The following is a 13,069-nucleotide window of genomic DNA, read 5'->3' as shown; positions in this document are numbered from 1 at the left end:
ATGGCCCGCATCGTCCTGGTGGGCGCCGGCAGCATCACGTTCGCCAAGAACCTCCTCTCGGACATCCTGACATTTCCGGAATTGTCGGAGTCCACGATCGTGCTCCACGACATCGACCGGGCCCGGCTCGACACCGCCGCGGCGATGGCCCGCTGGATGGTCGCCGAGCTGGGCATAGGCGCCCGGATCGAGGCGTACGCCGACCGCCGGCCCGCCGTCGAGGGCGCCGACTACGTGATCAACGAGATCGCGGTGGGCGGCCTGGAGGCGGTCAGGCGCGACCTGGAGATCCCCGCCGCGTACGGCGTGCGCCAGACGATCGGCGACACCCTGGGCATCGGCGGCATCTTCCGCGCCCTGCGCACGATCCCCGTCATGGTCGGCATCGGCGACGACCTGGCCGAGCTCGCCCCCGACTCGGTGCTGTTCAGCTACACCAACCCGATGTCGATGATCCCCTGGTCGGTCTACGCCGGCACTCCGTTCAAGAACGTCGTGGGCGTCTGCCACGCCGCCCGCGACACGCAGAGCACGCTGGCCGCCATGGTCGGCGTGCCGGAGGAGGAGATCTCCTTTCTCACCGCGGGCGTCAACCACCAGGCGTTCGTGCTGCGCTTCGAGCGCGACGGCGAGAACCTCTACCGGCGGCTCGACGAGCTGATCGACCGGGACCCCGAGCTGCGGCGGCGGGTGCGTGTGGAGGTCTACCGCAACTTCGGCTACTTCCCGACCGAGTCCTCCGAGCACGGCTCGGAGTACCTGCCGTGGTTCCTGCCGCACGCCGAGGAGGTCGAGCGGTACCGCATCCCGATCAACGTCTACCTGGAGTGGCTGGCCGAGGGCTACGAGGAGTACGAGCAGTACAAGAGCTCGCTGGAGGCCGGCCGGGGCGTGCCGATCGAACGCGGCGACGAGCTGGCCTCGCTGGCCATCCACTCGATGGAGACCGGCACCCGCAGGCTGATCCACGGCAACGTGCGCAACGGCGGCCTGATCTCCAACCTGCCGCCGGAGGCCACCGTCGAGGTGCCCTGCCACGTCGACCGGTCCGGCGTGCGGCCGCTGCCCGTCGGCGAGCTGCCCGCCCAGGTCGCCGCACTCAACCGGGCCTTCCTCAGCGTCGGCGAGCTGACCGTCAAGGCGGCCCTGGAAGGGCGGCGCGACCACGTCTACCAGGCCGCGCTGCTCGACCCCAACACCGCCGCCACCCTGCCGGTCCGCAAGGTCCGCGAGCTGGTGGACGCCCTCATCGAGGCCCACGGCGACCTGCTGCCCGAAGGCATCAGGAAGTGACCCTGTCGTCCGACGCCGGCCTGCCGCTGTCCCGCTACCGTCCGGTGTCCCAGCTCCGGGTGGCCGTGCACGAGGTCGACCGGGCCCGGCTGCCCGTCGTGGACGCCCACATCCACCTCGGCCGCTGGCTGTCCGAGGACGGCGGCTGGATGGTCGAGGACGTCCCCGCCCTGATCGGCATGATGGACGAGCTCAACCTGCGCGGCATGGTCAACCTCGACGGCCGATGGGGCCGGGAGCTGGCCGAGAACCTCGAACGCTACGACGCCGCCCATCCGGGCCGGTTCGCCACGTTCTGCCACGTCGACTGGTCCGAGACCGCGACGCCCGGCTTCGGCGAGCGGCTGGCCGCCCAGCTGCGCCGCTCGGTCGCCGAGGGCGCGGCCGGGCTGAAGGTGTGGAAGGACGTCGGGCTGCGGGTGCGCGACCACCGGGGCGAGCTGGTCATGCTCGACGACCCCCGGCTGGACCCGCTGTGGGCCGCCGTGGGGGAGGCGGGCGTGCCCATCGCCCTGCACACCGCCGACCCGGTCGCCTTCTTCCAGCCCGTGGACGAGCGCAACGAACGCCTCGAACTGCTGGCCGCCCGGCCCGACTGGAACTTCTCCGGGCCGGGGTTCCCGCCGTTCGAGCGGCTCATGGAGGCCATGGAGTCGATGGTGGCCCGGCATCCGGCCACGACCGTGATCGGGGTGCACGCCGGGTGCTGGCCGGAGAACCTGGGGTTCGCCGGCCGGATGCTGGACGCGTACCCGAACTTCCACATCGACATCGCGGCGCGCGTCGCCGAGCTGGGACGCCAGCCGCGCGCCACGCGGGCGCTCATGCTCCGCCACCCCGGCCGGGTGCTGTTCGGCACCGACGAGATCCCGCCGCACCCGGACGTCTACCGGATCCACTTCAGATTCATGGAGACCGAGGACGAGGCGTTCGCGCACTCCCTCGACGACCCGCCGCTGATGGGCCGGTGGACGATCTCCGGGCTCGACCTGCCCGACGACGTCCTGGCGCAGGTGTACGCGGGCAACGCGCTGCGGCTCGTGCCGCGGCTGGCCTGACCGGTCAGGGCGCCGGCACGCCGCCGTCCGGGGCGGGGCCGGGCCCGGGGCCGGGCCCGGGGTCGAGGGCGGGGTCGAGGGCGAGGTCGAGGGCGGCCAGGCGGACCGGGTCGGAGACGATGTCGATCTCCGTGATGCGCTCGCCGTCCGTCGTGACGCGCAGCACCAGGAACAGCCGGCCGCCGCGCAGCACGCCGATGCCCGGCCTGCCGTCGATGAGCAGGAGGTCGGCGAAGCGCGCGCGGCCGGAATCGGTGAGCGTGCCCTGGGCCACCGGACGGGCGCCGCGCCGCTCGCCGCCCGACCCCGGCACGTCCGACCGGTGCAGCACGTCGGGGTCGAGGACCGCGAGCAGGGCGTCCAGGTCGCCGGCGCGGGCCGCGGCGAGGAAGGCGGCCACGAGCCTGCGCTGCCTGGCGTGGTCGGCGGCGGGCAGGACGGGCGTGCCGTGCACCCGCTGCCGCGCCCGGCTGGCCAGCTTCTTGGCCGTGGCGGGGGAGCGCGCCACGATCTGCGCGATCTCCCCGAACGGCATCGCGAACAGGTCGTGCAGCACGAACGCGACCCGCTCGGCCGGGCTCAGCGTGTCGAGGACCACCAGCAGGGCCAGCCCGACCGAGTCGGCCAGCACCGCCGCGTCGGCCGGATCGCCGTCATGGACGCTCACCTGGTCGAACCGCTCGCTCTCGACGAGCTGCTCGTCCCTGCGTCCACGGGCGCGCAGCATGTCGAGGCAGACCCGGCCGACGATCGTGGTCAGCCAGCCGGGCACGTTCGCGACCCCGTCCGTGCCGGCGCGGGCGGCCCGCAGCCAGGTCTCCTGGACGGCGTCGTCGGCCTCGTCGGCCGAGCCGAGCATGCGGTGCGCCACCGCCCGCAGGTGGCTCCTGGTCAGGTCGAAGTGGCCGGCCAGGTCGGCTTGCGCGTTCATCGGTCACCTTTCGTCGCGCCGGGTCGTCATACAGGCGGCTGGGCGACGACGGGGGGCGACCATGGCGGCATCCTAAGCCCGTCAGGACATGGTGAGGGGCCCCGGCGCACGAGCGCGCCGGGGCCCGTCGGCATGTCCCCGGGGCGATCTTTCCGGCGGTCGGTCACCTTTCCCAAGCCCGCGTCGTCAAGGAGGTGAGTCTTCATGAAGGAGTGGATGATGACGTACGACAAGCTGCGCACCGCGGTCGAGGGACGCGTGTGGCTGCCCGGCGACGAGGGATTCGAGGCGGCGGCCAGGGCGTGGAACCTGACCGTGGCCCAGCCGGTGGCCGCCGTGGTCGAGGCGGCCGACGCCGCCGACGTGGCCGCCCTGGTCCGCCATGCCCGCGAGGAGGGGCTGACCGTCTCCGCCCAGCCGCGCGGCCACGGCGCGAGCGGCACCGCCGACGGCGTGATCCTGCTGCGCACCGACCGGCTGGACGAGCTGGAGATCCACCCGGCCGAGCGGCGCGCCCGCGCGGGGGCAGGCGTGACCTGGGGCGCGGTGCAGGCCGAGGCGGGCAGGCACGGCCTGACCGGGCTGGCCGGCAGCAACCCCGCCGTCACCGTCACCGGCTACACCCTCGGCGGCGGCCTGAGCTGGTTCGGCCGCAGGTACGGCTGGGCGGCCGACAGCGTGCGCGCCTTCGACGTCGTGGACGCCGAGGGCCGGCCCGCGCGGGTGACCGGGGAGAGCGACCCCGACCTGTTCTGGGCGCTGCGCGGCGGCGGCGGCGACTTCGCGCTGGTCACCGCCGTCGAGTTCGACCTGTACGCCGAGCGCGCCCTGTACGGCGGCCGTCTCATGTGGCCCGGCGCAAAGGAGGCCGAGGTGTTCGCGGCCTTCCGCGAGCTGACCGCCGACGCGCCGCCCGAGCTGTCGTTGTGGGTGAACCGGGTCCAGTTCCCCAAGGCGCCTCCGATGGTGACCGTGGACCTGGCCTACCTGGGCGAGGCGGCCGAGGCCGAGAGTCTGCTGGACCGGCTCGCCAAGATCGACGGCGTGCTGAGCGACACCCGGTCCGCCATGGCCACGGCCGACCTCGGCGCGATCACCGCCGAGCCGACCGACCCGGCGCCCGCGGTGGCCCGCACCGAGCTGCTGACCGGGCTGGACGCCGGCGCCGTGGAGATCCTGCTGGCCGAGCCGGTCGGGCCGCTGGTCGCCATGCAGGTCAGGCACCTGGGCGGGGCGCTGACCCGGCCGGGCGGCGGCGCCGGGGGAGCGCTGGCCGAGCCGTACCTGCTCTACCTGCTCGGGGCCGGGATCAGCCCCGAGCTCGGCCAGGCCGTACGGGCCAAGCAGGACGCGGTCGTCGCCGCCCTGGGCGATCGGGTGAGCGGGCGCAAGCCGTACACGTTCCTGTCGCCGGGCGAGCGGGCGGCTCAGGCGTTCCCCGAGCCGGCGCTCGCCCGGCTGCGCGAGATCAAGCGGTCGCGCGACCCGCAGGGCGTGTTCCGCGCCAACTACCCGGTGCTGGACTGATCACCAGTTGGCGGGCAGGCCCGGCGTCGTGGCGGGCAGGGCGTGGCCGGGCGGGCGGATGACGTAGGCGACGCCGCCGCTGCTCGAACCGCGCAGCCACACGTTCTCGAAGTCGGCGCGCGGATAGACGTGGCGGACGGCGTCGTTGCTGGACGAGGCCGGGTCGTTGGCGATCACGTCCCCCGACGCGGTGAAGCCGACGATCACCATGAGGTGGCCGTCGGTGCCGTAACCGGCGCCGGGCAGCTCGCCCTTCTTGAACGACTGCGAGGTGATCACCGGGATGCCCGCCTTGATCAGCCGCTCCAGCTCGGTCAGGGTGCGCAGGCGGGTGACGAAGCCGTCCAGGCCGTAGCGGCCGGCGTAGGCGGTGTTGAACGGCCAGTTGCCGGCGCCCTGGTAGGCGTGGTCGTAGGTGTAGCGGGCCGCGTGGTCCACCTCGGGGTTCGGGTCGGACGGGTCCACCCAGGAGGTGTCCTGCGCGCTCGGCCACTTGTCCCAGTAGCCGAGCACCATCGTGGTCGAGGTCGGGCTGCACCACGCCTCGCCGCCGCCGTCCCACTCGGGGTAGTGGCTCGCGTGCACGTTCTGGGAGCGGCGCGGGACGTTCAGCTCGACGCCCCACCCCCCGCCGCCGGGGCTGACCGGGACGGTCTTGCGGTCGGGCACGTTCGAGGCCATCGCGCCGAACGTGCGCACCCGGGGCGTCACGGCCGAGCCCGGACTGCGGTAGAGGGTCAGGCGGAGCTGGTACGCCGACAGCTGCCGCCCGGACGCCGCCACCAGCGTGTCCACGGCGACGGACCCGTCGGCGTCGCCCTGGCCGGCCACGGAGGTGCGCAGGATGTCGCCCTCCGCGTAGGACCAGCGGCCGAGGACGTACCACTTGCTCAGCCCGGCGGTGTTCCTGGCCCTGGCCTCGACCTGCAGCCAGCTTCCCTGGGGCACGTCGGCCGTCCAGGAGGCGATCAGCTGGGTGGCGGGGAAGCCGACCGTGCGCTCGGGGCCGGTCCAGCGGGCGTACTCCCACGTCCTGGTGCCCAGGGCGTCGGTGTAGGAGGTGGTGCCGGCGGCCGAGGCGAACGACAGCCCGTCGGCGGCGGACGTGCCCTCGCCGGTGCCGGTGGCGAAGTCGGCCCGCTGGTAGACGACGTCGGGCACGACGGGGCCCGGCTTCGTCCCGGCGGCGTCCTTCCCGGCGACGGCGGCGACGGCGGGCGGTTGGAGGGTGGTGGCCAGCAGGAGTCCGGACAGGAGGACGGTCAGCGCGCGCATGAACCCACCTTGCTCGGAAGGCTTCGGATGGGCCCGACAGTAGGGACATCCGGCGGGCAAAGCATCGGGAAATCTACGTATGAGCCATGAAGCTTTCCGCGCACCGAAACTTTCTCTCCCGATCGCCGCACCTCGTCCTGGTGTTGTCCGCCATGCGGTGGCGAAAGTTTCTGTGATGGATTGACATGTTTCGGCATGGTCATCACACTCGCGATCGAGCTCCCGTACCCGCCGCCCGCCTTGGAGGCAGACCATGATCAGGAAGTTGCTCATCCTCGGCGCCGCGTGCACGCTCGCCGCGGGCCTCGCGCTGACCTGGGCCACCACCCCCTCGAACGCCGCCGACTGCGGCGGCGGCTACGTCGGCCTCACCTACGACGACGGCCCCGATCCCGCCACCACCTCCAGCCTGCTCAACGCGCTGACCTCCAACGGCCTGCGGGCCACGATGTTCAACGTCGGCCAGAACGCGCAGAACAACCAGGCCCTGGTCCGCGCCCAGCAGAACGCGGGCATGTGGATCGGCAACCACAGCTGGACCCACCCGCACCTGACGCAGCTGAGCGCCGCCCAGATCCAGTCCGAGCTGCAACGCACCCAGCAGGCGATCCAGCAGGCCACCGGCGTCGCGCCGAGGCTGTTCCGGCCGCCGTACGGGGAGACCGGCGCCACCCTCCGGTCGGTCGAGCAGCAACTCGGCCTCACCGAGATCATCTGGGACGTCGACTCCCAGGACTGGAACGGCGCGAGCACCGCCCAGATCGTCCAGGCCGCCGGCCGGTTGCAGAACGGCCAGGTGATCCTCATGCACGACGACTACGCGACGACCATCGCCGCGATCCCGCAGATCGCCGCGAACCTGCGTGCCCGCAACATGTGCGCGGGCATGATCTCGCCGGCGACCGGCCGGGCCGTCGCGCCCGACGGGAGCGGCCCGTCCACGCCGCCCTCGTCCCCGCCGCCCGGCGGCGCCTGCACGGCGACCGTCTCCGCGGGCCGGCAGTGGGCCGACCGCTTCAACCTGTCGGTCGCGGTCTCCGGCACGAACTCCTGGATCGCCACCGTCGCCGTGCGCAGCCCGCAGAAGATCATCGCCACCTGGAACGGCACCCCGACCTGGGACGGCACCGGCAACGTCATGACGATGCGGCCGAACGGCGACGGCAACACCTTCGGGTTCACCGTCCAGCACAACGGCGACCGGACCTGGCCCGCGGTCTCCTGCCGGGTGGGGTGAGGCCCGTCCCGGTATGGAATGCTCTCCGCCATGCTGATAAGAAACGGGACAATTGACGACATTTCCCCGATCGTGGCGTTGCATGTGGAGAGCTGGCGCACGGCCTACGCGGGCATCATGCCCGCCGGTTTCCTGAACGGCCCCCTGGACGACGACCGGCTCGCGCTCTGGCGGGAGCGGCTGGACCCGCCCGTCCGGGGGGCGGGCCTGTTCGTCGGCCACGACGACGAGGGGAAGCTGCTCGGCTTCGCCTACCTGCTGCCGTCCCCGGACGGCCGGATCCTGCTCGACAACCTGCACGTGCGGCCGGGGAGCACGGGCTCCGGCGCCGGATCGCGCCTGCTGCGGCACGGACTGGCCTGGGCGGCGGACGAGCATCCCGGCCGGGAGGTCTACCTGGAGGTGCTCAGGGCGAACACCCGGGCCATCGGCTTCTACGAACGGCACGGCGCACGCCGCACCGACGAGCGGATGTGCCGTTTCCGGCAGGGGTTCGAGCTGCCCGAGCTGGAGTACGCCTGGGTGAACCGACCCTCCGGCGACGCGCGCCGCGAGCGGACGGCCGGGTCGTCAGGTGAGGGCGTCGCGCGTCCAGGAGCCCAGGACCAGCAGGGATTTGGTGCCGGTGACGTTGCCGGCCCGGCGTAGCCGGTCGATGACCTGCTGGAGGTGCCCGAGGTCGCGCACCCGTACGTGGATGAGGGCGTCGGGGTCGCCGGCGATGGTGAAGACGGCCTGCACCTCGGGCACGTCCGTCGCCGTGCGGACGATCTCGCCCACCGGCGTGGTCCCCGGGTACCGCAGCTCGGTGAACGCCTCGATGCCCCAGCCGAGCTTGGCGTAGTCGATCTGCACGGTGAACCCGGTGATCACCCCGATCTCCCTGAGCCGGTCGACCCGCCGCTTGACCGCCGCCACCGACAGCCCGACCTGCTCGGCCATCTCGGAGAAGGTGCGGCGGCCGTCCTCGCGCAGCAGCCGGAGCACCTGATGGTCGATGTCGTCGATGTCCGGCATGTGAGAATCCTCCTTGGTGACGCAAAGTTCTTCTGCGCCAGAATCGCCCAGCTCACATTATTTGCGTCTTCGTTGTGGTTTCACGTCTGATACTTGCGCACAGTAGCTCTCCGTTGCTGTGCTGGGAAACCCCACATACGCATTGCCCGCCAGGAGGTTCGCGTGAGCGTGAACAGCGCGACCGTGTCGCTCGACGACAAGTACGCCGCGCCGGAGGGCCGGGTGCTGATCTCCGGCATCCAGGCCCTCGTCCGGCTGACCCTCGAACAGCGGCGCCTGGACCGGGACCGCGGCCTGAACACCAGGGCCTTCGTCTCCGGCTACCAGGGCTCCCCGCTGGGCGGCCTGGACCTGGAGATGGGCCGCGCGGCCCGCTTCCTGGACGAGGCCGGCGTCGTCTTCCAGCCCGGACTCAACGAGGAGCTGGCCGCGACGGCCGTGGCCGGCACGCAGCTCCTCGGCCAGGTCCCCGGCCGCAGCCACGACGGCGTCACCGCCTTCTGGTACGGCAAGAACCCCGGCCTCGACCGCGCCGCAGACGCCATCAGGCACGGCAACATGGCCGGCACCGCCGCGCTGGGCGGCGCGGTGGCCTGGATCGGCGACGACCCCGGCTGCAAGTCCTCCACCGTGCCCAGCTCGTGCGAGCCGATGTGCCAGAGCCTGTCGATGCCGCTGCTCGCGCCCGGCTCGGTCGCCGAGATCATCGAGTTCGGCCTGCACGCGGTCGCCCTGTCCCGCGCCACCGGCCTGTGGACGGGCCTGAAGATCGTCGCCGACATCGCCGACGCCTCGGCCACCGTCGAGCTGGGCGCGCCGTACGACATCCCCACCCCTGACCACGCCGACCGCGGCAAGTCACCGATCCTGGTCGGCCCCTCCGCCCTGGACGCCGAGTACGACCTGCTCACCCGCAGGCTGGAGCTGGCCCGCGACTACGGCCGCAGGCACGGGCTCAACCGCGTCATGCGCGACGCCCCCCGCGCCACGCTCGGCATCCTGGCCTCCGGCACCACGTACGCCGTGGTCCTGCGCGCCCTGGCCGACCTCGGCCTGGACGAGAGCGCCACCGAGGACCTCGGGCTGCGCCTGATCCGGCTGGGCATGCCCTTCCCGCTGGCCGAGGCCGACCTGGCCGCCATGACCTCCGACCTCGACCGGGTGCTGGTGGTCGAGGACAAGGTGCCGTTCCTGGAAGGGCAGCTCAAGCAGGCCCTCTACGGCGGCGAACGCGCCCCCGTCGTGTCGGGCCGGGACCTGCTGACCGCCCGCGGCACCCTCGGCGCCGAGGACGTCGCCAAGGCGCTGGCCACCTGCCTCGGCCCCGACCGGCTCCCGCGCGGGACGGTGCACCTGTCCCGCCCCGCGTCCGCCGCGCGCCGCCTGCTGCCGATGGTCGCCGCGCGCACGCCGTACTTCTGCTCGGGCTGCCCGCACAACTCCTCCACCCGCACGTCCGACGACACGCTGGTCGGCGTCGGCATCGGCTGCCACGCCATGATCGCCCTCGACGGGCACGGCCGCGGCACCCAGATCGGCATCACCCAGATGGGCGGCGAGGGCGCCCAGTGGATCGGGCTCGCGCCGTTCACCCGGGACCGGCACTTCGTGCAGAACCTCGGCGACGGCACCTTCCACCACTCCGGCTCCCTGGCCGTGCGGGCCGCGGTGGCGGCCGGGGTGACGATGACCTACAAACTGCTCTACAACGACGCCGTCGCCATGACCGGCGGCCAGCGCGCCGAAGGGCGGCTCGACGTGCCCGCGCTCACGCGCTCGCTGGCCGAGGAGGGCGTGCGCAGGATCGTCATCACCACGCCGGAGCCGGAGACGTACCGCGGGGTGCGGCTGGCGCCGATCGCCTCCGTGCGGCACCGCGACGACCTCGCCGACGTCGAGCGCGAGCTGGCCGCCCTCGACGGCGTGACCGTCCTGCTGCACGACGACAAGTGCGCGGCCGAGGAGCGGCGGTTGCGCAAGCGCGGCAAGCTGCCCACCCCGACGGCGAAGGTCGTGGTCAACGAGCGCGTCTGTGAGGGCTGCGGCGACTGCGGCGACGTCTCGACGTGCCTGTCCGTCCAGCCCGTCGAGACCGAGTACGGCCGCAAGACGCGCATCCACCAGCCGTCGTGCAACTCCGACCTGAGCTGCCTCAAGGGCGACTGCCCGTCGTTCCTGCTGGTCGAGCCCGGCACCAGGGCGCCGCGCGAGCTGCCGCCGCTGCCCGTGCGGCTGCCGGAGCCGGTCGTCAGGCTCGACGGCGACGCCGAGACGCTGATCCGGATGCCCGGCATCGGCGGCACCGGCGTCGTCACGGTCTCGCAGATCCTGCAGATGGCCGCCCACCTCGACGGCCTGCACGCCGCCGGCATCGAGCAGACCGGCCTCGCGCAGAAGGGCGGCCCGGTCGTCAGCGACGTGCGCATCGCCAAGCGGCCGGTGGACGGCTCGGTGCGCGCCTCGCGCGGCACGGCCGACGTGCTGATCGGGTTCGACCTGCTCGGGGTCGCCGCCGACGCCAACCTCGCCGTCGCCGCGCCCGGCCGGACGGTCGCCGTGGTGAACACCTCCATCGTGCCCACCGCCGCCATGGTCACCGGACGGGCGACCGTGCCCGGCTCCTCGGCCGATGCGGTGGTCAGGCTGGAGTCCGCCACGGAGGGCGCGGACAACCTGTACCTCGACGCCCACGAGCTGTCCGAGGCGCTGTTCGGCGACCACATGCCGGCCAACATGCTGCTGGTCGGCGCGGCGTACCAGCACGGCTGCCTGCCCGTCTCGGCCGCCTCGATCGAGGCGGCGATCAGGCTCAACAAGGCCGCCGTCGAGAAGAACCTCGCGGCCTTCCGCTGGGGCCGGGCCGCCGTCGCCGACCGTGAGGCGGTACGCCGGGCCGCGCTCGCCGAGCCCGCCGAGCGGCCCGCGCCCGGCCTGGAGGAGACGCTGGCCCTGCGGGTGGCGGACCTGACCGGCTACCAGAACCAGACCTACGCCCGTACGTACGAGACCGACGTCAGGCGCGTGGTCGCCGAGGCGGCCGGGCGCGCGGGGGAGGAGGCCGGCGCGCGCGTCGGGCTCGCCTACGCCCGCTCCCTGCACAAGCTCATGGCCTACAAGGACGAGTACGAGGTCGCCCGGCTGCACCTCGACCCCGAGGAGCAGGCCAGGCGCGAGCGCGAGTACGGCGCCGACGCGGTCGTGTCCGTGCTGCTGCACCCGCCGCTGCTGCGCGCGATGGGCATGAAGCGCAAGATCCGGCTGCGCCGCTCCGCGCCGGTGCTGTTCCGCGGCCTGCGGGCCGCACGCGTGCTGCGCGGGACCGCCCTCGACGTGTTCGGCCAGGCCGAGGTCCGCCGGGTCGAAAGGGAACTGATCACCGAATATCGTGATCTCATGCGTGCCGCCCTCGCCCGGCTGACCCCCGGCACGATCGACGCCGTCGCCGAGATCGCCGGCCTTCCCGAGTCGATCCGCGGGTACGAGGACATCAAGCTCGCCCGCGTCGCCGAGTTCCGTGAGCGGGCCGCGGCCGCCCTGGCCCGCCTCGCCGAAGCCGCACCCAAGGAGTCGTCGTGACCGTTGACCGCCTGCTCCCCGACCAGGACGCCAAAGACCTGATCGAGCTGACCCGCGACATCGCCGACAAGGAGCTCGCGCGCCGGGTCGACGAGCACGAGCGCGCGGAGACGTACCCGGAGGGGCTGTTCGCCACCCTCGGCGCGGCCGGACTGCTCGGGCTGCCCTACCCCGAGGAGTTCGGCGGGGGCGGCCAGCCGTACGAGGTGTACCTCCAGGTGATCGAGGAGCTGGCGGCCCGCTGGGCGGCGGTCGCGGTGGCGACGAGCGTGCACACGCTGGCCTGCTTCCCCGTGGCCGCGTACGGCACCACCGAGCAGCGCGAACGCTGGCTGCCCGACATGCTGGCCGGACGGATCGTCGGCGGCTACAGCCTGTCGGAGCCGCAGGCGGGCTCGGACGCGGGCGCGCTCACCTGCCGGGCCGAGCGCACCGAGAGCGGCGACTACCGCATCACCGGCAACAAGGCCTGGATCACCCATGGCGGCATCGCCGACTTCTACGCCCTGTTCGCCCGCACCGGCGAGCGCATCTCCTGCTTCCTCGCGCCCGGCGCGGCCGAAGGGCTGACGTTCGGCCGCCCCGAGGAGAAGATGGGCCTGCACGCCGTGCCGACCACCAGCGCCCACTGGGACGGCGCCGTCATCGACGGCGACCGGCTGATCGGCGAGGAGGGCCAGGGCCTGCAGATCGCCTTCAGCGCCCTCGACTCCGGCCGGCTCGGCATCGCGGCCTGCGCCGTCGGCCTGGCCCAGGCGGCCCTGGACGAGGCCGTCGCCTACGCCAAGGAGCGGCAGACCTTCGGCAAGCGCATCATCGACCACCAGGGCCTCGGCTTCCTGCTGGCCGACATGGCGGCGGGGGTGGACAGCGCGCGGGCGACGTACCTGGACGCCGCCCGCCGCCGCGACGCCGGCCTCGACTACAGCCGGCAGGCCAGCGTGGCCAAACTGGTCGCCACGGACACCGCGATGAAGGTCACGACGGACGCGGTCCAGGTATTCGGCGGCTACGGCTACACCAGGGAGTTCCGGGTGGAGCGCTACATGCGCGAAGCCAAAATCATGCAGATCTTCGAGGGCACCAACCAGATCCAGCGCCTGGTCATCGCCCGCCAACTGGCGAAGTAGCCCCTGACGTCCGAGAACCCCGCTT

General features: G+C 72.9%; 10 protein-coding genes. 7 read left to right on the top strand and 3 right to left on the bottom strand.

What is annotated here, in order from left to right; all coding sequences use genetic code 11:
• Positions 1 to 1,293 (top strand): alpha-galactosidase, encoded by a 1,293-nt coding sequence (gene melA / locus ACIBQ6_RS23260; protein ID WP_397214403.1) that lies wholly within the window; start codon positions 1 to 3, stop codon positions 1,291 to 1,293.
• The gene (locus ACIBQ6_RS23255) at positions 1,290 to 2,351 is read left to right on the top strand and encodes an amidohydrolase family protein (RefSeq protein WP_397214401.1); all 1,062 of its coding nucleotides are present in this window, start codon (positions 1,290 to 1,292) and stop codon (positions 2,349 to 2,351) included. Before melA ends, ACIBQ6_RS23255 begins: the two co-directional genes overlap by 4 nt.
• Before the next feature lie 4 nt (positions 2,352 to 2,355).
• Here the strand turns inward: ACIBQ6_RS23255 and ACIBQ6_RS23250 are convergent, their stop codons facing one another.
• Positions 2,356 to 3,282 carry a sigma-70 family RNA polymerase sigma factor gene (locus tag ACIBQ6_RS23250; protein WP_397214399.1) on the bottom strand — a complete coding sequence of 309 codons (927 nt, stop codon included), beginning with the start codon at positions 3,280 to 3,282 and terminating at the stop codon, positions 2,356 to 2,358.
• Positions 3,283 to 3,486: 204 nt separating this feature from the next.
• On the opposite strand from ACIBQ6_RS23250, the gene ACIBQ6_RS23245 reads away from it, so the two are divergent.
• A complete protein-coding gene (locus ACIBQ6_RS23245) occupies positions 3,487 to 4,809 on the top strand; it encodes an FAD-binding oxidoreductase (RefSeq protein WP_397214397.1) in 1,323 nt (440 codons plus the stop codon).
• Here the strand turns inward: ACIBQ6_RS23245 and ACIBQ6_RS23240 are convergent, their stop codons facing one another.
• On the bottom strand, positions 4,810 to 6,084 hold the full coding sequence (locus ACIBQ6_RS23240; RefSeq protein ID WP_397214395.1) for a C39 family peptidase: 1,275 nt from the start codon (positions 6,082 to 6,084) through the stop codon (positions 4,810 to 4,812).
• Between the two features lie 253 nt (positions 6,085 to 6,337).
• Here ACIBQ6_RS23240 and ACIBQ6_RS23235 point away from each other — a divergent pair, with 253 nt between their 5' ends.
• On the top strand, positions 6,338 to 7,321 hold the full coding sequence (locus ACIBQ6_RS23235) for a polysaccharide deacetylase family protein (RefSeq protein WP_397214393.1): 984 nt from the start codon (positions 6,338 to 6,340) through the stop codon (positions 7,319 to 7,321).
• 72 nt (positions 7,322 to 7,393) lie between these two features.
• Complete coding sequence (locus tag ACIBQ6_RS23230; RefSeq protein WP_397214391.1) at positions 7,394 to 7,969, top strand: GNAT family N-acetyltransferase; 576 nt, start codon at positions 7,394 to 7,396, stop codon at positions 7,967 to 7,969.
• Here ACIBQ6_RS23230 and ACIBQ6_RS23225 read toward each other — a convergent pair.
• Positions 7,892 to 8,338 (bottom strand): Lrp/AsnC family transcriptional regulator, encoded by a 447-nt coding sequence (locus ACIBQ6_RS23225; protein WP_357979480.1) that lies wholly within the window; start codon positions 8,336 to 8,338, stop codon positions 7,892 to 7,894. The genes ACIBQ6_RS23230 and ACIBQ6_RS23225 overlap by 78 nt on opposite strands.
• Before the next feature lie 93 nt (positions 8,339 to 8,431).
• Between ACIBQ6_RS23225 and ACIBQ6_RS23220 the strand changes: the two genes are divergently transcribed.
• Together ACIBQ6_RS23220 and ACIBQ6_RS23215 are read left to right on the top strand one after the other, a co-directional pair.
• Positions 8,432 to 11,914 carry an indolepyruvate ferredoxin oxidoreductase family protein gene (locus ACIBQ6_RS23220; protein ID WP_397214389.1) on the top strand — a complete coding sequence of 1,161 codons (3,483 nt, stop codon included), beginning with the start codon at positions 8,432 to 8,434 and terminating at the stop codon, positions 11,912 to 11,914.
• Positions 11,911 to 13,044 carry an acyl-CoA dehydrogenase family protein gene (locus ACIBQ6_RS23215; protein ID WP_397214387.1) on the top strand — a complete coding sequence of 378 codons (1,134 nt, stop codon included), beginning with the start codon at positions 11,911 to 11,913 and terminating at the stop codon, positions 13,042 to 13,044. Before ACIBQ6_RS23220 ends, ACIBQ6_RS23215 begins: the two co-directional genes overlap by 4 nt.
• The last annotated feature ends 25 nt before the right edge of the window (positions 13,045 to 13,069 follow it).

Origin of the sequence: Nonomuraea sp. NPDC049655 (genome assembly GCF_044465465.1) — a bacterium.
Classification (GTDB): domain Bacteria; phylum Actinomycetota; class Actinomycetes; order Streptosporangiales; family Streptosporangiaceae; genus Nonomuraea.
The sequence above is the reverse complement of the archived record's forward strand: the minus strand, read 5'-3'. Positions and strand labels throughout refer to the sequence as shown.

Excerpts from the sequence above, each read along its gene's own strand:
- melA (WP_397214403.1), top strand. The coding sequence starts at position 1 with ATGGCCCGCATCGTCCTGGTGGGCGCCGGCAGCATCACGTTCGCCAAG.
- ACIBQ6_RS23250 (WP_397214399.1), bottom strand. The coding sequence starts at position 3,282 with ATGAACGCGCAAGCCGACCTGGCCGGCCACTTCGACCTGACCAGGAGC.
- ACIBQ6_RS23245 (WP_397214397.1), top strand. The coding sequence starts at position 3,487 with ATGAAGGAGTGGATGATGACGTACGACAAGCTGCGCACCGCGGTCGAG.
- ACIBQ6_RS23240 (WP_397214395.1), bottom strand. The coding sequence starts at position 6,084 with ATGCGCGCGCTGACCGTCCTCCTGTCCGGACTCCTGCTGGCCACCACC.
- ACIBQ6_RS23235 (WP_397214393.1), top strand. The coding sequence starts at position 6,338 with ATGATCAGGAAGTTGCTCATCCTCGGCGCCGCGTGCACGCTCGCCGCG.
- ACIBQ6_RS23225 (WP_357979480.1), bottom strand. The coding sequence starts at position 8,338 with ATGCCGGACATCGACGACATCGACCATCAGGTGCTCCGGCTGCTGCGC.